Source organism: Brevibacterium sp. CCUG 69071 (assembly GCF_021023135.1).
GTDB lineage: Bacteria > Actinomycetota > Actinomycetes > Actinomycetales > Brevibacteriaceae > Brevibacterium.
In genome coordinates, this window is the sequence record NZ_PGFV01000001.1 from 287,842 (window position 1) to 307,541 (window position 19,700).

At 62.9% G+C, this 19,700-nt stretch carries 25 protein-coding genes; 15 read left to right on the plus strand and 10 right to left on the minus strand.

Going from position 1 to position 19,700, the window contains the following annotated elements:
* Positions 1–46: 46 nt before the first annotated feature.
* Entirely contained in the window at positions 47–1,231 is a 1,185-nt protein-coding gene (locus CV023_RS01270; protein WP_230743658.1) for a DNA recombination protein RmuC, read from the minus strand.
* 73 nt (positions 1,232–1,304) lie between these two features.
* Here CV023_RS01270 and ychF point away from each other — a divergent pair, with 73 nt between their 5' ends.
* The 7 genes from ychF (at position 1,305) to CV023_RS01300 (ending at position 6,920) form a co-directional block, all read left to right on the plus strand.
* The gene (gene ychF / locus CV023_RS01275; protein ID WP_230743659.1) at positions 1,305–2,390 is read left to right on the plus strand and encodes a redox-regulated ATPase YchF; all 1,086 of its coding nucleotides are present in this window, start codon (positions 1,305–1,307) and stop codon (positions 2,388–2,390) included.
* 94 nt (positions 2,391–2,484) lie between these two features.
* Positions 2,485–2,712: a type II toxin-antitoxin system RelE/ParE family toxin gene (locus CV023_RS01280; protein ID WP_284934788.1), complete on the plus strand. Its 228-nt coding sequence runs from the start codon at positions 2,485–2,487 to the stop codon at positions 2,710–2,712.
* Entirely contained in the window at positions 2,687–3,001 is a 315-nt protein-coding gene (locus CV023_RS01285; protein ID WP_230743661.1) for a HigA family addiction module antitoxin, read from the plus strand. Before CV023_RS01280 ends, CV023_RS01285 begins: the two co-directional genes overlap by 26 nt.
* 7 nt (positions 3,002–3,008) lie before the next feature.
* The gene (locus tag CV023_RS19085; RefSeq protein ID WP_350309924.1) at positions 3,009–3,857 is read left to right on the plus strand and encodes an alpha/beta fold hydrolase; all 849 of its coding nucleotides are present in this window, start codon (positions 3,009–3,011) and stop codon (positions 3,855–3,857) included.
* 351 nt (positions 3,858–4,208) lie between these two features.
* The gene (locus CV023_RS01290; protein ID WP_230743662.1) at positions 4,209–5,261 is read left to right on the plus strand and encodes a DUF4238 domain-containing protein; all 1,053 of its coding nucleotides are present in this window, start codon (positions 4,209–4,211) and stop codon (positions 5,259–5,261) included.
* A 413-nt stretch (positions 5,262–5,674) separates the two neighbouring features.
* Positions 5,675–6,268: a hypothetical protein gene (locus CV023_RS01295; protein ID WP_230743663.1), complete on the plus strand. Its 594-nt coding sequence runs from the start codon at positions 5,675–5,677 to the stop codon at positions 6,266–6,268.
* A gap of 298 nt (positions 6,269–6,566) precedes the next feature.
* A complete protein-coding gene (locus CV023_RS01300; protein ID WP_230743664.1) occupies positions 6,567–6,920 on the plus strand; it encodes a DUF1801 domain-containing protein in 354 nt (117 codons plus the stop codon).
* A gap of 219 nt (positions 6,921–7,139) precedes the next feature.
* Here CV023_RS01300 and CV023_RS01305 read toward each other — a convergent pair whose 3' ends face one another.
* Complete coding sequence (locus tag CV023_RS01305; RefSeq protein WP_230743665.1) at positions 7,140–7,994, minus strand: NAD(P)H-binding protein; 855 nt, start codon at positions 7,992–7,994, stop codon at positions 7,140–7,142.
* Between the two features lie 58 nt (positions 7,995–8,052).
* On the opposite strand from CV023_RS01305, the gene CV023_RS01310 reads away from it, so the two are divergent.
* Entirely contained in the window at positions 8,053–8,757 is a 705-nt protein-coding gene (locus CV023_RS01310; RefSeq protein ID WP_230743666.1) for a TetR/AcrR family transcriptional regulator, read from the plus strand.
* A gap of 45 nt (positions 8,758–8,802) precedes the next feature.
* Here the strand turns inward: CV023_RS01310 and CV023_RS01315 are convergent, their stop codons facing one another.
* Both CV023_RS01315 and CV023_RS01320 read right to left on the minus strand, forming a co-directional pair.
* Entirely contained in the window at positions 8,803–9,843 is a 1,041-nt protein-coding gene (locus CV023_RS01315) for a methionine synthase (protein WP_230743667.1), read from the minus strand.
* Between the two features lie 17 nt (positions 9,844–9,860).
* Entirely contained in the window at positions 9,861–10,853 is a 993-nt protein-coding gene (locus tag CV023_RS01320; protein ID WP_230743668.1) for a putative oxygenase MesX, read from the minus strand.
* A gap of 123 nt (positions 10,854–10,976) precedes the next feature.
* On the opposite strand from CV023_RS01320, the gene CV023_RS01325 reads away from it, so the two are divergent.
* A complete protein-coding gene (locus CV023_RS01325) occupies positions 10,977–11,924 on the plus strand; it encodes a LysR family transcriptional regulator (protein WP_230743669.1) in 948 nt (315 codons plus the stop codon).
* Positions 11,925–11,966: 42 nt separating this feature from the next.
* Here CV023_RS01325 and CV023_RS01330 read toward each other — a convergent pair whose 3' ends face one another.
* The 4 genes from CV023_RS01330 to CV023_RS01345 all read right to left on the minus strand — a co-directional run bounded on the left by CV023_RS01330 (position 11,967) and on the right by CV023_RS01345 (position 14,231).
* Positions 11,967–12,464 carry a mycothiol transferase gene (locus CV023_RS01330; protein ID WP_230743670.1) on the minus strand — a complete coding sequence of 166 codons (498 nt, stop codon included), beginning with the start codon at positions 12,462–12,464 and terminating at the stop codon, positions 11,967–11,969.
* A gap of 63 nt (positions 12,465–12,527) precedes the next feature.
* Positions 12,528–12,971 carry an alternative ribosome rescue aminoacyl-tRNA hydrolase ArfB gene (arfB, locus tag CV023_RS01335; RefSeq protein WP_230743671.1) on the minus strand — a complete coding sequence of 148 codons (444 nt, stop codon included), beginning with the start codon at positions 12,969–12,971 and terminating at the stop codon, positions 12,528–12,530.
* Between the two features lie 3 nt (positions 12,972–12,974).
* A complete protein-coding gene (locus CV023_RS01340) occupies positions 12,975–13,607 on the minus strand; it encodes a 1-acyl-sn-glycerol-3-phosphate acyltransferase (RefSeq protein WP_230743672.1) in 633 nt (210 codons plus the stop codon).
* Between the two features lie 33 nt (positions 13,608–13,640).
* On the minus strand, positions 13,641–14,231 hold the full coding sequence (locus CV023_RS01345; protein WP_230743673.1) for a hypothetical protein: 591 nt from the start codon (positions 14,229–14,231) through the stop codon (positions 13,641–13,643).
* Between the two features lie 87 nt (positions 14,232–14,318).
* Between CV023_RS01345 and CV023_RS01350 the strand changes: the two genes are divergently transcribed.
* Together CV023_RS01350 and CV023_RS01355 are read left to right on the plus strand one after the other, a co-directional pair.
* Positions 14,319–14,999: a hypothetical protein gene (locus CV023_RS01350; protein WP_230743674.1), complete on the plus strand. Its 681-nt coding sequence runs from the start codon at positions 14,319–14,321 to the stop codon at positions 14,997–14,999.
* Positions 15,000–15,074: 75 nt separating this feature from the next.
* Positions 15,075–15,761, plus strand: a complete 687-nt coding sequence (locus CV023_RS01355) for an SDR family oxidoreductase (RefSeq protein ID WP_230743675.1) — start codon at positions 15,075–15,077, stop codon at positions 15,759–15,761.
* Between the two features lie 116 nt (positions 15,762–15,877).
* Here the strand turns inward: CV023_RS01355 and CV023_RS01360 are convergent, their stop codons facing one another.
* Complete coding sequence (locus CV023_RS01360; RefSeq protein ID WP_230743676.1) at positions 15,878–16,516, minus strand: dihydrofolate reductase family protein; 639 nt, start codon at positions 16,514–16,516, stop codon at positions 15,878–15,880.
* 83 nt (positions 16,517–16,599) lie between these two features.
* Between CV023_RS01360 and CV023_RS01365 the strand changes: the two genes are divergently transcribed.
* The 3 genes from CV023_RS01365 to CV023_RS01375 all read left to right on the plus strand — a co-directional run bounded on the left by CV023_RS01365 (position 16,600) and on the right by CV023_RS01375 (position 18,054).
* On the plus strand, positions 16,600–17,091 hold the full coding sequence (locus tag CV023_RS01365; RefSeq protein WP_230743677.1) for a winged helix-turn-helix transcriptional regulator: 492 nt from the start codon (positions 16,600–16,602) through the stop codon (positions 17,089–17,091).
* 167 nt (positions 17,092–17,258) lie between these two features.
* The gene (locus CV023_RS01370) at positions 17,259–17,594 is read left to right on the plus strand and encodes a VOC family protein (protein WP_230743678.1); all 336 of its coding nucleotides are present in this window, start codon (positions 17,259–17,261) and stop codon (positions 17,592–17,594) included.
* Positions 17,587–18,054: an SRPBCC domain-containing protein gene (locus tag CV023_RS01375; protein WP_230743679.1), complete on the plus strand. Its 468-nt coding sequence runs from the start codon at positions 17,587–17,589 to the stop codon at positions 18,052–18,054. The genes CV023_RS01370 and CV023_RS01375 overlap by 8 nt, the downstream gene beginning before the upstream one ends.
* Positions 18,055–18,156: 102 nt before the next feature.
* Here the strand turns inward: CV023_RS01375 and CV023_RS01380 are convergent, their stop codons facing one another.
* Positions 18,157–19,056 (minus strand): carbohydrate kinase family protein, encoded by a 900-nt coding sequence (locus tag CV023_RS01380; RefSeq protein ID WP_230743680.1) that lies wholly within the window; start codon positions 19,054–19,056, stop codon positions 18,157–18,159.
* 119 nt (positions 19,057–19,175) lie between these two features.
* On the opposite strand from CV023_RS01380, the gene CV023_RS01385 reads away from it, so the two are divergent.
* A complete protein-coding gene (locus CV023_RS01385; RefSeq protein ID WP_230743681.1) occupies positions 19,176–19,634 on the plus strand; it encodes a DUF2695 domain-containing protein in 459 nt (152 codons plus the stop codon).
* The last annotated feature ends 66 nt before the right edge of the window (positions 19,635–19,700 follow it).

A 19,700-nucleotide genomic window follows, 5' to 3' on the forward strand; every position in this document is an offset into this window, starting at 1 on the left:
TGAGGCGGTGATCTTGCGGCATTGAGTTCCCCGGGTTCCAGGGAACTCACTCGGTTCCGGTGCCGCGCGTCCTCAGATCGGTCGGGCTCTGCTTCCCGAACTCACCGAAGCGCGGCCGGGTGAGCTCCTCGGCGCTGATGCCCCGGGAGCGTGAGTCCAGTTCGGCAACGGCGTCGAGTTCGTCGGCGACAATGCCAGTTGAGGGGAACTTCCGCGCGGTGACGAGGAACCTCGACTCCAATGAGGAGACGAATCGGTTGTAGTCCTCAACGGACCGATCGAGGCTCGAGCCCATCCGGGAGACGTGGGTGACCAGAGTTCCGATGCGTTCGTACAGTTCGGTGCCGAGTTTGAGCACCTCGGCGGCGGAGGTCGACATATCGGCTTGGCGCCAGTTGAGGGCCACCGTCTTGAGCAGCACCAGCAGCGTGGCAGGGGAGGTGAGGACGACGTTCTTGCCCAGGGCGTGGTCGATCATCTTCGGGTAGGTGGATGCCGCCGATGACAGCAGGCCGTCTGTGGGTACGAAGCAGACGACGAAGTCGGGGGAGGTCTCGAACGATTTCCAGTATTCCTTCGAGGCCAGGGAATCGACGTGCCGCAGCAGGGCTCTGGCATGATCCTCATTCATCGCCTCGCCGTTTTCGCCCCCGTTCATGCGCGCCGACATGGGCGTCTTGGCGTCGATGATGATCGTGCCGCCGCCGGGAAGATTGACGACCATATCGGGACGGTGGCGCTGCCCGTCTCTCGATGTGCTGACCTGGGTGTCGAAGTCGACGTGGGGGAGGAGCCCTGCGTATTCGACGATGCGTTTGAGCTGGACCTCGCCCCAATCGCCTCGTTGGGTCGTTGAGTTGAGGGCATTGGCCAGGGAGCCGGTGGACTCCTGGAGGCGCAGATTCTGTTGGCTGAGATGTCCGATCTGCGAATTCAGCCGGGTGATCTGTTCGATCTGTGAGCGGTCCTGGGCGTGCAGGTTCTCCTGCAGATTCTTCACACTCGCGGCCAGGGGGCCGATCGCCGCGGTGATCTCTCCGGCCATTTGGGCATCGGCCTCGAGGTCCTCCGTCCGGTTCGTGAGGATCCGTGACGTGGTCTCGGCACGGGTGAGTCGTTCGATGTAGCGCGAGCGGGTGAGCGCACGACCGAGCAGGAAGCCGAGAAGGGCACTGAGGACGATCGCCAGGACGAAGGCGACGATGACACCTGAAGCGGGGAAAGCATTCATGGTCTCAGCGTGACAGAGGGCACTGACACGAGAATTCTTCGCCCACCTCGGCGCCGGGATAGACTTGACTACCGTGGCTCTGACTATTGGAATCGTGGGACTGCCCAATGTCGGCAAGTCGACCATGTTTAACGCACTGACAAAGAATCAAGTTCTCGCGGCGAACTACCCGTTCGCGACGATCGAACCCAATGTGGGCGTCGTGCCCCTGCCCGATGCGAGGCTGGGCCGATTGGCCGAGATCTTCGGCTCCGAGCGGATCCTCAACGCGACCGTCGACTTCGTCGACATCGCCGGAATCGTCCGAGGCGCCTCGGAGGGGGAGGGGCTGGGCAACCAGTTCCTCGCGAACATCCGCGAAGCCGATGCGATCTGCCAGGTCATCCGCGGATTCGTCGATGACGATGTCGTCCACGTCGACGGCAAGATCAGCCCCGCCGATGACATCGACACGATCAACACCGAGCTCATCCTCGCGGACCTGCAGACCCTCGAGAAGGCTCGCCCACGCATCGAAAAGGACGTCAAAGGCAAGCGGGCTCCGGCCGAACAGCTGACCGCCATCGATGCCGCCACCGAGGTGCTCGAGGGTGGCAAGACCCTCTACCAGGCCATGCAGGCCGACAATTTCGACGTCACCGAACTGCGCGAACTCCAGCTGATGACGGTCAAGCCCTTCCTCTACGTCTTCAACGTCGACGACGATGTGCTCGCCGATGAGGAGAAGAAGGCGGAGATGCGGGCATTGGTCGCACCCGTCGAGGCAATCTTCCTCGATGCGAAGTTCGAGTCCGAGCTGGCCGAACTCGATGAGGAAGAAGCACTGGAGATGCTCGAATCGACGGGGCAGGACGAGGCCGGACTCGATCAGCTCGCTCGCGTCGGCTTCGACACCCTCGGCCTGCAGACCTATCTGACTGCGGGTCCGAAGGAATCACGGGCCTGGACGATCCCGAAGGGGGCCACCGCACCCGAGGCGGCTGGCGTGATCCACACCGACTTCCAGAAGGGCTTCATCAAGGCCGAGGTCGTCTCCTTCTCCGATCTCGACGCCAACGGATCGATGGCTGCCGCCAAGTCCGCCGGCAAGGTCCGCATGGAAGGCAAGGACTACGTCATGGTCGACGGGGACGTCGTGGAATTCCGCTTTAACGTATAGCGTTATTGACGCGGTGCGTTAAGGATGTCATGCTGGTCTCGTGATCAGATCCTTCGCTGACAAGGCGACCGACCGTCTCTGGCGGCGTGAGAAGGTGCCATCGATCGATCCGCGTGTCCAGAAGGTCGCCATCCGGAAGCTGACGCAGATTCATGCGGCCCGATTTCTCGAGTCTCTGCGTGTCCCTCCGGGCAATCGACTGGAGCTGCTGAAGGGGGACCGCGGGGGTCAACACAGTGTTCGTGTGAACGATCGGTGGCGGATATGCTTCACCTGGACAGAAGGAGGTGCCGACAATGTCGAACTCGTCGACTACCACTGAGAAGTGGGATCCCATCCACCCGGGTGAAGTCCTGATGGAGGACTTCATTGAGGGATTTGGGATCACCCAGAACAAGCTCGCTGTGTCGATTGGTGTTCCGCCACGGCGCATCAACGAGATCGTGCACGGCAAGCGAGCGATCACCGCTGACACTGCACTGCGCTTGGGTCGCTATTTCGGGATCGACCCGCAGTTCTGGCTGAACCTGCAGACTCACTACGAGCTGGAGCTCGCCGAAGACCGAGCTGGGGAGCAGATCTCTGCGATTGCGCCACTGCAGACTGCGTGAGCGACGGATGGTCGAACACACCAAGGACGAGTTAGGGATCGCTCACAGTTGGGGAAGTGGGCCCGAGGTGATCTTCCTTAGCAACCCTCTCGCTGACCCAGCGGTATGGGCTACCGGGGTTTGCGGTGAACTCGTATCACTGGGGTATCAAGTGACTACGTTCGAGCATCGCCCGAGCGCTTTCGACTGGAGAAGCGTAGTCGCCTGCGTATCGGAATTCGTTGGTCGGCGGAGCGAGTCGGTGTCGCTAGTGGGGCGGTCTCAAGGGGCTGCGATCACCCAAGAAGTCGCGCTCGAAACCGGTGACCAGATACAGGCCGCAGCCCTGCTCGCTACGTACGGCCGACAGAACGAGATGGACAAGCTGCTGCAGCAGTCGTGGGACCACCTCGCCCAAGACGGCTCCGACAGCCTCCGGGCAGTGCTGCGATTCCTGACTTCGTTTCCCGCCGAGCAGTTGTCGGACGATGAGTTCATCCGAAGCCTAATGTCACCTCAAATCGGGTGGTCCAGCAGACCCGACCTCGATCTGCGGCTACGGGCAGCGACGTTCATCGAGACTTATCAGGATCGTCTTTCTGCTTTGTCTGGCGTTCTGGTTCCTTGTCTAGTGATGGGGTTCGAGTTAGACACCGACACCTTCGCCGCGCGAGCACGAGAAGTAGCCGAAGCTCTGCCGCGTGGGTGCTATCTGGAACTGGCAGCAATGGGCCACGCTGCGCCGATAAGCGATCCAGAGGCCGTCTGGCCTCCAGTCATCGATTTTTTTAGAGCGGCATTACCTGCCATATTAATCGGTTCTAGGTGTACTTCACCGGCTTGTCGTGATCGCACGCGCAGACTGCCTTGTAAGTGAGCACGCGGTTGGACTTAGTTTCAAAGTTCAAAAAGGGGTCGCCGACTACGGCTTTTAGGTTTCGGTCGACTCGTGCATGTCGTTCCTCGCGTTCCGATCTAGCATCTGTTGCGAAGCTCGCAGGGTGCTGACCTGGGCCAGAAGACGGTTCAAACTATAGTTCAAGACGGTCCAATCCGATTTCAGCCTCGCCCATTCACAGGCGTTCCGATTGTCGGTCCGGTCGGGAAGACTGTCGTCAGCACGAAGGGGTCTGCAGTTGATATCGGAGAGGCGCGCAGATGCGCGACTTAGATGCACTTGTGTGGGTGAGGCTGATTATTCAGGTGCGACTGCGGAGATGGTGCACGCATGACCGGCAAGAAGAGCACAGCGAAGCTACATCACTATGTGCCACAGGGGTACCTTCGTGGTTTCGCTACGAGCCAGGAACGCATCAGAGTCATCCCCCTTGACCGTTCCCGTCAGCCTTTTACGTCGAACGTGAAGAACGTAGCCGCGCAGAACCACTTTTATACCGTCGGTGAGTTCGAGGAGCCGGATGTGTTCGAGAAGGCGCTGAGCGAGGTTGAGGGCAAGGTACTCGCCATCATCAACGGCTTCGCCAACGGCAAGTTCCCTCCCTCCGAGGAGGATAGGTGGGCCTTCTCCCACTACGCGGCGTTGCAGAGCGTGCGTGGGCCGGCTACTCGGAGGACATCTGAGCATGTCCGTGCAACCATGGTCCGGCTGGAGGTGGGGGTCGGTGGCCGCGAAAACGTCGGTGCCTGGATCCGTGACAATCTCGGATTCGACCCGACGTCGGAGCAAGAGGATCGGATTTGGGGCGAGGCCACTCAGTCTGGTGGGCCGCCGATCGGATTCTCCAACCTGGTTCACATCCAGAACGCAGTCGAGACCGCGATCGAGCTGACTCCATACCTCGCCACCCGCCCATGGACGCTCGTTCGCTTCGAACAACGCTCCCTTATTACATCGGATGCTCCGGTCAGTCTGGTGCCCCGACCGGACGGCGAACCGCGGGAGGGAGTCGGCTTCGCGACAGCATGGGGCGTCACCTTCCCACTCACACGCAAGGTGGGGCTCCTAATGAGTGATCCAATGGCGGTGTTGGAGGGCACCGAAGCGGACGATCTGCGTGTCCGGCAGGTTCGAGAGATGGTGCTTTCCGGACGGATCGACCGAATCCAATCCGGGATCACGGCAATTGAGAAAATGTTCAACCTGCAGACTGCGTGGTCGGCTAGAGAGTACGTATTCCACCACCCTGAGGACGAGCAGCACGTTCCTGACAATCTGCCCGACGTTGAGCTGGTCAACATCAAACCGATGGGAGGACTCGTCGACATGGATTTCGACGGTGAGCCACTGTTCGCGCCCCATGGGCGCGATGGTCAGACGTGACATTCGGAACCGACGCGGGCTGATATCTACGGCAGGCGTACCGCCCACGAGCAGACTGCCAGACATGTGGGCATGTGGTGGAGTTCCGGTTCAACGTCTGACCGGCGCTGGGCGGTGCCGTGGTCGTCGCGGGCGCTGGTCTCGGCAGCGAGCCTGATTCGGTACCCGTTAAGCGCGCGATCGACATGGAAGGACACCCCTGTTCGTGGGATACGAAACGCTTCCTCGAAGCCAAGGACTTAGTAGAAGCCCGTGGCGACGGGCGACGGGAGTTGCGTTCAGTCGTCTAAGTTGATGGCGCGGAAGCGTCATTAGTTGTACTGCCCTACGTGTGGGTATGTGGTGGCGTTCTGCTGCACAGTTTGAACCACCCTCTTGGCCATTCCTATATCCGGAAGATATATTCCTGTTTCGTGAAGAGTCTTCCTCCACAGCTGACGCCGTTTGTGCGTTCCGACGCTGTCGGCGCGATCCTTGCTAAGACGCTTGGGCACCCTGACCGCGAGATTTCGCTCGCCGAGTTGGGCCGACAGACCGACGCGAGCAGTCCAGTTGTGCACAGAGGGGTCGGTCGCCTCGTTGACAGCGAAGTCCTCCGTGACCGTCATGATGGGCGTAACCGCCTGGTGAGCGCCAACTCCGAGCACCCTCTGTTCGGACTAATGCGAGATCTGGTTGCGGCTACGTATGGACCGATCCCGGTGCTTCGCGATCTCTTCGAAGACGTTGGTGGAGTTGAGCGATTACTCATCTATGGATCCTGGGCATCGCGACGAACGGGAGAAAGCGGGGCATTCCCGAATGACATAGACGTCCTCGTAGTAGGCGACACCTCGCGGAAGATGCTGACTAGGATCGCCAAAGATGCGAGTAGTCGGCTCGATGTGCCGGTCAACATCACAAGACTTGCGGTCGAGGATTGGGTCGCCGAAGAGGAGTCGCCTTTCGTTGAAACTCTCCGGTCACGCCCCACTGTTGACGTAATGTCTGGTGAAGTTGATGTCTGACGTAATCGAGCAGATGAAAGTCGCCCTACATGTAAGCATGCGGTGGAGTTCCGCTTCAACGTGTGACCGCAATCTGTGAACGACGGGTCTTCTGCCCGGCTTCCTCTCGCACTGGCGGATGAGCGTGTAGTACCCTGGCCGTGGGAGCGAATGCTCCCGACTGCACTTCCAGGCACCGATCGCCTGAATCATTGCGGAGAGACCCGACTCGCTCGGGACATGTCCGGATGGGGTGCGGCGCATATCTGCGCCGACTTCAACCACCGATGCGGAGCATCGGATGACGAGAGGACATGTAATGACATCGAAGGATGAGAAGAACCTCGCTCAGGTGATCGACAAGATTGCGAAGATGGACGAACCGGAGCAGTCACTGATGCGGAGAGTGCATGAGGTCATCGTGGACGCTGCGCCTGCGCTCAAACCGCGAATCTGGTACGGCATGCCCGCCTATGCGCAGTCCGCGAGCACACCCGCACTGGTGACGCTGCGCAACGACGAACGGGTCAATCTTGCGCTCACCGAGAAGGTTACGCTGCGCCCCGCAGGCGGTTCCGATGGGACACTGATGCCCGCTGCATGGTACTTCGAGAGCATCGACGATGCCACGGAAGAACGCATCGGGGAGATCGTCCGGTCGGCGATGTCCTGAGCTGGGCGAGTCTGCTCGACCGGCCTTGAGGCGCGCAGCAGCTGGATAACCTCACCGGAGCGTTGCGGCGCCACATCTTCGTCGACGGAGCTTCGCTCCTGCCGCCGGCGTGTTCGGCCTTGCCATTGTGAGCATGCCGCAAGGCAGGAGGTGCGCCTTGATGGCCGGTGCCGGAACGTGGTGGAGATCCGCTTCAACGTGAAGCAGGTGGCCAGTGCGTCACTGGATGTAGGAATCCTTCAGCTGATCGGTGATGCTGCGGGGTCTGCGCCCCAGGAGGCGCGTGAGCGTGGGATTCGAGGCCGAGAAATACCCGCTCCGCGTCGCCTGGAACATCGACACGGTGAAGCGCGCGACCGCCTCGGGCACACCGCTGGATGTCGCTTCGGCCACCCAGGCCTCGTCGTCGATGACGACGCGATCGATGCGGCGACCGGCGATATCTGAGGCGGAAGCAGCGAAGTCTGCGAGGGTGACCGGCTCAGGCAGCGTCAGATCGATCGGGCCGTCGAAGGGATCATCGGCCGTGAGGATCACCGCGGCGGCCTCTGCGGCATCGCGGCGATCGACCCAGGAGAAGGGGCCGTCGGCGGGCATGGCAATCACGCCGGTCTCCTGCCAAGCGCCGAGCAGCTGAGCGGGATCTCCGTAGAAGCCGTTGCGCAGCGAGGTCCAGTCGACTCCGGATTCTGATAGGTGCTGTTCGGTGGCGGCGTGGATCGCGAGCGGCGGGTAGGGAGAGTCGAACGCCGCCCCGTGGGTGCTCGTGTACAAGATCCGCTGAGCCCCTGCGTCGACGGCGGCATCAATCGCCCTGTGGTGCTGTGCGACGACGTCGGCAGTGAGGTCGCTGGAGGAGACAAGGAGCACCTGTTCGGCGTCAGCGTACGAATGACGCAGAGCCGCGGGATCGTCGTAGCTGCCCTGCCGTACGCGGACTCCTCGATCCGCCAGGTGCGTCGCACTCGTGGGGTCGCGGACGCTGACGCCGATGTGGTGCGGAGGTATTCGTTTCAGGAGGTGGTCGACCGTTGCCCCGTTGAGGGTGCCTGTTGCTCCGGTGACGATGATCATCCGCGTGCCTTTCGTGTGGGCGGTGACTCGACGGGTGCTCTGAGCTCACGTCGGTCAGGTGGCGAATCTGAAGTTGACTCACCGAGTCAATTTCATGATGGCCCCATCTTGCACTAACTTGACTGCTAGGATCAAGTTAATTGTCCATGCGGAAGGAAGCTTCATCGTGTCCGACTCCAGTGGTGCGCCGACCCTCCGTTCGGATGCCCGACGAAACGTCGATCGAATCCGCTCTGCTGCGGTTCAGGTGTTTCGTGAGCAGGGGTTCTCTGCGCCGCTCGAGGATGTCGCCGCGGCCGCCGAGGTGAGCAAGGCGACGATCTTCAATCGGCTCGGCGGGAGGCTCGGGCTGATCGATGCCGTCATCGACGAGGTCGTCGCGGTGGAGCTGCGCAATGTCATCGAGGATGCGCGATCCGTTGTTGATATCCGAGAGCGGATCTGTAGGTACATCGTGGCACTCCGTGACCTGCAGTATCGACTTCCAGCGGTCAACGATGTCCTGTTGCAGGAGTATCGCGACTCCGAGCCGCTGCTCGCCCTGTGTCATGCCGGAACGGCGTTCCATGACAGCCTGGTCGCTGAAGGCCTGGCTGCAGGTGTCCTGACTGCCGACATCACGCCGGCAGACTTTCAGGCACTCGCCCGAGACAACGCCCTGGCTCTCAAGCACGGCGGCCGGCCGCCTCGCGCCGACTACGATCGACGGACCGCATTCGTGCTCAAGGGGATCTGCGCATCGTCATGTGCCTCCGCCTCGTGACATGAGGCGACAATGCTGCTGTGTCGATGCGGTGCCTGTCGGCCCTCAGCCCTTCACCGCAGCCAGCTCCTCCCGAAGCAGCTTCGTCCCCGCACTCAGAGCGCTCATCTTCGACAGCGCGACATCACGTGCGAACGGGGCCATGCCGCAGTTCGTGCTCGGAATGAGCTTATCCGCGTCGACGAATTTCAGCGCCTTCCGCAGAGTGGCCGCGACCTCCTCCGGTGTCTCGATGGTCTCGTTCGCCACGTCGATGGCGCCGAGCATGACCTTCTTGCCGCGGATCAGCTCGATGAGGTCCATCGGGACATGGGAGTTCTGGCATTCGAGTGAGACGATGTCGATGCTCGAACGCTGCAGAAGAGGGAATGACTCCTCGTACTGGCGCCACTCGGACCCGAGGGACGCCTTCCAGTCGTTGTTGGCCTTGATCCCGTATCCGTAGCAGATGTGCACGGCGGTCTCGGCACGCAGACCTTCTGCTGCCCGCTCGAGCGCGGCGACACCCCAGTCCTTCATATCCTCGAAGAAGACATTGAACGCGGGCTCGTCGAACTGGATGATGTCCACCCCAGCCGCTTCCAGATCCTTCGCCTCCTGATTGAGGAGTGTGGCGAATTCCCAGGCGAGTTTCTCGCGGCTCTTGTAGTGGTCGTCATAGAGGGTGTCGATCATCGTCATCGGTCCGGGCAGAGCCCACTTGATCGGCTGATCGGTCTGCTGACGGAGGAACTTCGCATCGTCGACGAACACCGGCTTCTCGCGGCTCACGGCGCTGACCACCGTGGGCACGCTGGCGTCATAGCGGTCGCGGATGCGCACCGTCTCGCGCTTCTCGAAATCAACTCCGCTGAGATGCTCGATGAAGGTCGTGACGAAATGCTGACGGGTCTGCTCTCCGTCGCTGACGATGTCGATGCCGCGGTTGGTCTGCTCATGAGTCGAGATGCGCAGGGCATCGCGCCTGCCCTCGACCAAGGCCTCACCCTGGAGATTCCAGGGCGACCACAGGGCCTCCGGCTGCGCGAGCCAGGACGGCTTCGGCAGACTGCCGACGATCGAGGTGGGCAACAGCGGCTGCGTCATCGATTCTTCTCCTGCGCTCATGCGACTGGAACGGGTTGGTCGGATGCCCACTGCTCGAGCATTTCACGGTGCGGGTTGACGAAGTGCTCCTCGGTGAACTTCCCCTGTTGGATTCCGAACTGGCTGCGTTCGACGCGGTCGTAGGTGACTGGTGTCTCCGAGAAGTCCTGCCGGTCCAAGGTGGGTCGGTAGATCTCTCCGGCGGCCGCGTTCGCGTTGTAGATCTCGGGGCGATAGATCTTCTGGAAGGTCTCCATCGTGCTGATCGTGCCGATGAGCTGCAGGTCGGAGTAATCGCTGAGGAGGTCGCCGCGGTGATAGAAGGCGAGTGGTGCGACGCTGCCGGGCGGCATGAAGTATCGCACCTGCATCCCCATCTTCGCGAAGTAGTCATCGGTCAGAGAGTAGTCGTCCTGCCGGTACTCGACTCCGAGGATCGGGTGGCGAGCGTCGGTCTGCTGGTACGTCTTGCTTGTCGACACGCTGATGCAGATCACGGGTGCCACCTGGAAGCGTTCCCGGTAGGCGGGGGAGTCGAGGAAGTGCTGGAAGAGTTTGCCATGCAGATCACCGAAGTCATCGGGGACAGTGAACTCGGCCGCGGCCTCATTGGCCGCCGGCAGTCGCACGCTGAAGTCGAAATCGCGGACATAGGACGAGAAATTGTTCCCGACGATCCCAGGATGGCGCTGACCGGTCAGTCGGTCGTTGATCTGAATATCAAGGACCTCGAGAAGCGGGAACTCCTGCTTGCGACTATCCGAGGTGAAATGCAGCCCTCCGGAGACGATGTCGAGATCGAGAGCATAGCGATCCCGATCGGGGTTGTCCCACGATGCGAGCTCATTGAAGCGGCGATTGATGGTGCTCAGGGCGATGCGGAGGTTCTGCTGACGGTTCTCGCCCCTGGCGAGGTTGGCGAAGTTCGTAGTCGCCCGCGAGCTCTCCGCCGGCGAGTAGTCCTCGTCGAATCGAGTCGTGGTGATGCTGAACGTGAATTCAGGTGTCATGAACGTCCGTTTCGCTGGTTGATCGGCCGTTTGTAGCCGCTTGCAAAGCTGTGATCCATCCTGCACGTCCCGAGCGGTCATCGGGTAACTCGGGTGAGCTATGGATTCCTATAGTCTTGGTCTATGTCCCGAGGTCTGAAGAACATCACGCTGCTGCAACTCCAGTACTTCATCGAGGTCGCCTCGGAAGGGTCGATCACCGCCGCTGCCGATCTCCTCTATGTCTCCCAGCCGACCATGTCTGCCGCGATGAAGGACCTTGAGACCCGCGTGGATCGCGCTCTGCTCGTCCGCTCCGCCCGCGGGGTGACGCTGACCGACGACGGTGTGGAGTTCCTCGGCTATGCCCGACAGGTCGTCGAGCAGGTGGAACTCCTCGAGCAGCACTACCTCGGTCGCCCGCCGTCACGGCGTCTGCTCGGGGTGTCGGCGCAGCACTACTCCTTCGTCGTCGATGCCTTCGTCCGGATGGTCAAGGCCAGCGATGCGGCCGAATACGAATTCTCACTCCGAGAGACGCGCACATGGGACATCATCGAAGACGTCCGCACACTCCGCAGCGAGCTCGGCATCCTCTACCGAAACGACTTCAACAGGAAGGTCATCGACAAGCTGCTGCGGGATTCCGGGCTGGTGTTCCACCCGCTCTTCCGTGCCGCTCCGCATATCTTCATCTCTCGGACGAACCCGCTTGCCGCGCGGGATCGCGTGACTCTCGACGACCTCGCCGAACTGCCGCGACTCACCTTCGATCAGGGCGCGAACAACTCGTTCTCCTTCGCCGAGGAGATCCTCTCCACGCTGTCGAGCAGACAGGAGATTAGGGTCTCTGACCGTGCGACCATCTTCAACCTGATGATCGGACTCGACGGTTACACCATCTCGACGGGCATCATCAGCGACGACCTCGATCCGGCGATCGTCGCGATTCCGCTCGAGGTCGACGAACGCATCGAGATCGGCTGGATCGATCATTCGGGGATCCCCCTGACCGACCAGGCGCGGCGCTACCTCGACGAAGTCCGGGCCGTCGTCGCCGGATTCGGCATCGCGCTGCTCGACCAGCCATAACCGCTGACAGCGCCGAGGCGGTTCCCAGTTCCGTCGAGGTCGTCAGTTCGTCACTGCTCCCGCCGCATAGGCCGCCTGACCGACGTGCTGGATCGCGTCGTCGATGATCGAGATGAGACGAACTCCGCGAGTGACTGCGGGAGTCCAGTTCTCGTCGATGACCTCATCGAGGTCGGATTCGCTGAGCCCGCCGACATACCGGCCCAGAGCGGAGAGCGTGGCGTGGAGGTAGTCGCCCAGCAGTCCCTGATCGTCGACGACGACCTGTGTCGCCTGTTCTCGGGTGTGCCCGTAGCCGACGGAATCGCCGATCTCGCCGAGATCGAACCGGTCCCGGAAGTCCTCCCACACCTCGGTGCCGCCGGTGAGGTCGGCCAGCTGCACATCGGCTTCGCGCCCGCTGTGCCACAGCAGCCAGGCAACGGAATTGGGATGCCCGTCGGAATGGGCGTTGAGCTGCTCCGAGGTGAGCTCGGGCAGAGCTCTGGCCGCATCCACTGGGCGCTGGGCAAGGTCGGTGAGAATCTCGATGCTGTTCATAGGGCCATTGTGCTCCGCACAGGCCCACCTGTCATCCGAACGGTCTCAATCGGGCAGAAGATCTCAGTCGGTGCCGGGGCGGCGTCGATTGCGTTTGATCTCCGATCGCCGCTGCTCGCTGCGCGCCCGTCTGCGTCGTGAATTCCGGGACGGTTTGGTGGCACGCCTAAGGACGGGCGGAGCCAGTGCCTCACGAATCAGTTCGGCCAGTCGCTGCCGCGCCGCCTGACGGTTCTGCAGCTGGGACCGTTGATCTTCGACGGTGACGGTGAGCACCGTCCCGGCCAATCGCGAGGCCAGAGCGGACAGCAGCCGTGCCCGCTGGACCTCATCGAAGGCCCCGCAGGACCCGAGGTCGAGGCTGAGCTGGACCCGCGTGTCAGAGGTGTTCACGTGTTGACCGCCCGGGCCCGAAGAGCGAGAGAACTGCTCGACGAGTTCGGCGGCCGGGATCACCAACCCCTGGGGAGCACCCGGGCCGGAGGTGATGCGCAGATCTTCGGCCACGACTCAGTCCGCCTCGGTCCCTTCGGCGTCGCTGCCGTCACCCGTGCGGCTCTGGCCGTCACGCTTGTCCGGATCCTCCTCGCGCAGCCTCGGGACAACCTGCTGATCGGGCCTGATGCCTACCTTGTCGGCATAGAAGGCGCGAATCCGGTCCATGTCCCCGCCGATGTCTCCGCTCATCTCAATGGTCGGCCCCAAGCCGGTCGTACCCGTCGCCGAATCGACGAACCCGAGGGTGACCGGCATGCCGGTGGCCATCGCGATCCGGTGGAAACCGGACTTCCAGTGAGTGTGCCCGCCGCGCGTGCCGTCGGGGGTGACGACGAGGCCGAAGACCTCACCGGCATGGACACGGTCGACCACCTCGGCGACGATCTTGCTGGGATCAGTTCGATCCACAGGAATCCCACCGAGGCCGCGCATGATCGGACCCCGCCACCCGGTGAACAGACTCTTCTTGCCCAGCCAATGGACCTCGACGCCCAGGGTCCAGGCGATGGAGAGCATGATGGGAAAGTCCCAGTTCGAGGTGTGCGGTGCGCCGATGAGGATCGTGGGCCGCTTGGGGGCGGGCTCGGTGACGAGCTTCCATCGGCTGAAGGTCCAGAAGGCGCGGGCGGCGAGGCGACGAAGCATGCTCACTACGGTAGAGCACGGAGGTCGGCGAACCTATCGGAAATCGTGGAGGCGTCCCGAATAGCGGGCATGAGCCGCCACGAGGAGAGAGAAGAGACGGCGGTGGTTGAGGGCGAATCTGTATCTGAGGTAGAGCTCGCGCCTGTTCGGGTCCTTCAGCCCGCAGTGGAGAGCCCCCTCGGGCGTGAGGACGTATCTTAGGGTTCGGGGCAGTGCCCAGGACCCCGGAGAGTCGGGCTTCGAGCAGACGAAACCTTCGATCTCCCGCCACGGCAGAAACGTCTGCGGCAGGGCGATCCCACGTCGGGTTTCGACGATTCCGTCCCGGGTGAGCACCAGGGCAGGTGAGCGAACCCTCCCGATGGCCACGGCGATGGGGGCGAGCACCAGGCAGCCGAGGATGCCCACCACAAAGGCCCAGACTCGGAGATTGAACACGTAGAGGGCCCAACTTGTGCCCTCTTCGATCCCACCCCTGACCATGAGGAAGAAGATCCCGAGTAGGAACAGCCCTGTGACGAGGGCGAGGACGAGGGTGCCGTATTTCTTCGATGCCGGAATGGTGATGCTGCCACCGTGGTCGAGCCGGTGGATGACGGCAGCGGGGGTGAGATCTCTCGACATGAACTCGAGTTTAGTCAGCGGCGGGAGTCTTCTGTGCAGACGCCGAATTCCCCCATCTCGAGGCCACGGCTCGGTAAGGTCGGTCGCATGGGACTCAACGCCGACATCCTCATTGCGGACTCTCGACTTCGCGACGACCACCTGATGGCACTCGGCTTGAAGCCGCTGGACCGGCAGATCCGGGCCGAGGAGGTGCTGCTGACGCCCGCGGACGAGCGGACGTGCGTTGTTCGTGCGGAATCGAGCACGATCATCATCGATGGGGGAGAGGCCCTCGCCGAGGCGGTCGATGCGGAATCGCTCGCAGTGCCCGGGAAGGTCCATTTCGCCGCCTCGGTCTCGAGTGTGGGCTTCGTCGACTTCTGCGTCTTCGCCGATGGGCAGACCGTTCGTCATCTCCGGGAGGAAGACGGGGAGACGACTATCGACGAAGGTCGCCCGGTACCGGGCGAGGAGCTGATCCGAGTCCCCGCCGACGACGGTGATGCCGAGCAGGCTGCCGACGGACGCGCGAACCCCGAGGCGGTGGCGGAGGGCGAGACGGTGGCGGAGGGCGAGACGGAACTCGACGGGGACCTCCTCATCGAGAAGCTGACCGTGATCGCCGGTCTGCCAGAGTCGCTCGATCTGTTCGCACTCACAGGTGAGGGCTTCGACGCTGCCGCAGTCGCCCCCGAGCCGGAGTTCGAGACCGGCGTCGATGGGGACGCGGCGCGAACCAGCGGGGGAAGGAAGCCCGGTTTCCTCTCCCGCCTGCTCGGTCGCTGAGGCTCCGGGGAATAAAGTCGAGCTCGTCTCGGCTGTGGTGAGAAGCAAGAGCTGTCGTCAACGAAGGAGAATCACATGTCTGATGCCGATCGCGTAGTCATTCTCGGAGGGCACGGCAAGATCGCCCTGCTGGCCGCTCCCAAGCTCAAGAACGCCGGATATGCCGTGGACGCGGTCATCCGAAAGCCCGAGCAGTCGAACGATGTTGAAGCCGCCGGTGCCAACCCCGTCGTCCTCGACATCGAATCCGCCGACACCCAGGCGCTCGCCGACCTCTTCACAGGAGCCAAGGCCGTGGTCTTCTCCGCCGGTGCAGGAGGCGGAAACCCAGAGCGGACCAAGGCAGTCGATTTCGAGGCCGCCACCCGCTCCATCGATGCCGCAGCCCAGGCCGACGTCAACAGGTACGTCATCGTCTCCTATGCGACGGCGGGCATCGACCTCGACCGCGTCGATCCGGAGAACTCGTTCTACCCCTACGTCGAAGCCAAGCACGGTGCCGACGAATACCTGCGGGCCAGCTCGCTGGACTACACGATTCTCGGACCCGGTGGACTCACGCTCGAGCCTTCTCCGGGCACCCTCACCCTCGCCGATGCCCGCGGAGACGTCGACGGCCAGGCACCGGCCGAGGGCACCAACACCACCTCCCGCGAACTCGTCGCCGATGTCATCACTCACGTCGTCGACACCGGTGCGGGCGTGCGGGAGACCGTGAACTTCTACGACGGGAACACCCCCATCGCCGAGGCGGTCAAGTAAGCAGACGTCGATACCGGCAGCGATACCGACTCCGGCCTCAGCGCCGAAGGATCGGGCGGACACCGAGTGGTGTCCGCCCGATCCGCGCATTCAGCCGATCCGGTGCACGACCGCGGTCAGCCCTTCCGGTTCCACAGCTGGTGCGTGAGACCGCTTGCCGTGCTGAGCGATTCGATGGTGAAGTCCTCCTCGAGCCCGGCGATACCCTCCCACAGCGATACTCCCTGTCCCAGGGTGATCGGGACGATCATGAGGTGCATGAAATCGATGAGGCCGGCCTGCAGGAACTGCTTGACCGTCGAAGGTCCGCCGCCGATGCGCACTCCCAGCCCGTTCGCGGCAGCCTGAGCCTGTGCCAGCGCGTCCTCAGGAGAGGCGTCGATGAAGTGGAAGCTCGTGCCGTTGTCGAATTCCACCGGCTCATGAGGATGATGAGTGAGCACGAAGCAGGGGGTCTTGAATGGCGGTTCCTTGCCCCACCAGCCGCGCCAGCCGTCATCCGGCCAGGGGCCCGACTGCGGGCCGAATTTGCGTCGGCCCATGATCTCGGCCCCGATGCCCTGGCCCCAAAGGGCGAACAGCGCCCGATCGACTGTCACCGGAGCATCCACCTTATCGACGCCGTCGATGCCCCGCCCGTCGAACCAGGCGAAGAGCGACTGTGCATCCCCGATCGGCTTGCTGAAGGTGACATGATCTCCGGCGGCGAAGCCGTCGAGCGAGACGAATAGACTGCTGACACACGTTCTGGCCATGATCACTCCGATGTGATGGTGGATGAGAATTGTCCCTAGCGTAAGATGAAGTACTTGTAAATTGCAATCACTTGGAGGAATCGGTGCGAAGCGAACCGCGATCGGGATGCGCCATCAACGCGGCCGTCGAGGTCCTCGGCGACTCCTGGTCGCTCATCGTCCTCCGCGACATCGTCTTCGGCGGCCGGCGCTACTTCCGTGAGCTGCTCAGCCTCAATGACGAGGGGATCGCCTCGAACATGCTCGCGTCCAGGCTCCGGCGACTCGTCGATGATGGTCTGCTCACCCGGGAAGACGCGGCGAGGGGACAGCGTGCACGCTACTCGCTCACCGAGGCGGGAATCCAGACCGTGCCGGTCATGGTCGCACTCGGCACCTGGGGAATGAACCACCGCCGGACCTCACCGGAACTGACAGTGCGGGCGCGCATCCTCGCGGAGCATCCCGAACTCGTTACCGCTCTGATGGACGAACTGCGGGAGAGCCACCTCGGCGCGGCTCGGCCCGACCCGGCCGCACCCCGCGCCTCCGAGCGGCTGCAGGCGGCCTTCGAGGCCGAGCTGGGCGGGTCCTGACCTTCGCTGTCGACGTCAAAGAACCGAGATTCGTGTGACTCGAGCCCTTGCTAAGGCTCGGTAGTCTGTGCTTCGATTGAATAGTGATTGCAACTCGCAATCACTTTGCCGAAGGCGCCAGGATTGATGAAGGCGCCAGGATTGATGAAGGCACCAGGAGAGGAACGATGATGTTCACTGGACTTATGGCCAATATCAGCGTCAGCGACGAAGCCGGCGCGATCGAGTGGTACTCGACCCTGTTCGACCGCGGGCCCGACACCAGTCCGATGCCGGGTCTGAGCGAATGGCGATTCGCCGCCGAATTCGGCATTCAGGTCTGGGTCGATGCCGATCGTGCAGGGAGTTCGACGGTGGTTCTCGCCGCATCCGATCTCGACTCACTTGCCGAACGGCTGAGCGCCTCGGGGATCGACCATGATGGGCCGCAGCCCGGCGGAGGACAGCGGATCCTGCCGGTCGACGACTCCGACGGCAACCGGATCGTGTTCTCCGGTGAGTGAGAGCCCACCGCTGTCAGAGACCGTGCGGATCGGGGCCGAAATCGCCCACCCCGTCGCCGAGGTGTGGGCCGCGTTCGCCGATACCGCAGCCCGAGCGACATGGGGAGTCCCCGACGGTGAGGCAATGGTCTACGACCACGATGACTTCCGCGCCGGCGGATCGACGGCCTTCCGCTGCGGCACCCCGGGAGTCCTGGAGTTCCACGCCAGCGGAGACTACCCGCGCATCGAACCCGAGGCCTATGCCGTCAGCACCGAAACGCTCCGATCAGGCGACCAGATACTCTCGACCGCGATCGTGACATGGACCTTCACCGCGACACCCGCGGGAACGCACGTCGAGATCACGGACCAACTCGTGTCCTTCGTCGGGGAGGGCATGGTCGACGGGCACCGCAACGGTCATACGATTGCGCTGCGCCAGCTCGGCGATTTCCTCGACGCCGGCGGGCAACACTGAGACGCGGCACCCCCTGATGCCGACTGCACTCGGCACTCGATGCTCGGTTCCGGCCGTCCGTACGACCGGAGAACGTGGCCGCTCAGTCGCGCCGACCAAAGATCACAACTCGCTGCTCCACGGCAGATCCGCGCCCGTGCGGGCGACCGTGACGGCCGCCAGATGCGCCGCGTTCCCTCCGATTTCGGTCAGCTGGTCTGCGTGGAGGTCGGCGATCGGTGTCGGCAGTCGATGCAGATCGTGGACGAGGGAGACCATGAAGGAATCTCCGGCCCCGATCGTATCCGTGACCTCCGCGGTCTCAGCGGCGATGCGGCTGCGCGCTGAAGCCGTGGACAGCAGCGCACTGTCGCCCCCTCGGGTCATGGCGACGAGTCCGGCTCCGAGGCCGAGGATCCGATCGAGCTGAGTCTCGGCCGACTCGCCCGGATAGAGCCAATCGGCGTCGACATCGCTGAGTTTGACCACATCGACGCGGGCCGCGAGTGCTTCGAACCGCGCCCGTGACTCCGCGTGCGATCCGATGATGCTCGGCCGGATGTTCGGATCGAATGTCGTCAACGGGGTGGTTCCCGAGGAGGAATTCGGCGCCGAGGCGGTGTCCAGCAGCGTGTCCACGACCGCTGATCCCGGGGCCAGGAAGGCAGCGATCGACCCGATGTGCAGCGCCGAGAACGACCGATCGGCTACGAGACTGCCATCCGGACTCCAGCGCAGCCGGAAGTCATAGTCGGCGGATCCGTCATCGGCCAGGGTGGCCCGGGCTGTCGAGGTCGCACCTTTCGGCGTCGCATGCACCTGAACGTTCGAGGCCCGGAGGTGGGCGAGCAGGAAACCGCCGTGGAAGTCATCGCCGACGTCGGTGAGCAGCTCCACCTCCTCGCCGAGGCGGCCGAGCCCGAGAGCCACATTCGCCGGGGCACCGCCAGGGGCGTATCGATCGGGTGCGCCGGGAGTGGTCACGATGTCGATGAGGGCCTCACCGATGACAAGAATGCTCATTCTCCCGATTCTATGTGCTCCCTGCCTCACCCGGTGTGATCTGCATCAATAGTACTAGTGTCGGTCACAGAGGCGGTTTGCCGTGTTTTCATGTCAGTGGCGACTGGCAGGGTGTGGTCATGGATAAGAAGATCATGCAACCAGAATTCGAAACGATCATCGATGAAGCCTCTGCGCGCATCCTCACCCCCAGGGCAGGTGAATGCCTGGCCTGCTATGTGTTCCGCCAACTCGGTGAATTCGGATGCAATGGCACCCACCGGTTCGCCGTAACCTTCCGGGACCGGACCGCTCCTCGGGCCACAGCCCTGCTGGAGAGACTCGGCAGCATGGGAGCGTGCTGCTGCGACTGCGAGCTGTTCAACAACGCCTATTGGCTCGCCCCGAAACCGTGGTTCACCGGGTACTGGTTCGGTGAGATGCTCGGGACACGGTTCGAATCCGCAGAGCCGATCGATCTCCGAAAGGCCTTCGGAATCAACGAACCGTCGGCGAAGACCATCTACCTCTGCTGTCGATCCGTGCGGAGAGGATCGACGCAGCCATGCAGCAACTGGGCCCGCCTGCCGCGCCGATGACGGAGACGGCCTGCAGGCTGTGGCCGCTTGCGGGCCGAAGCGGCTTGCGAGCTGGAACGCCCACGG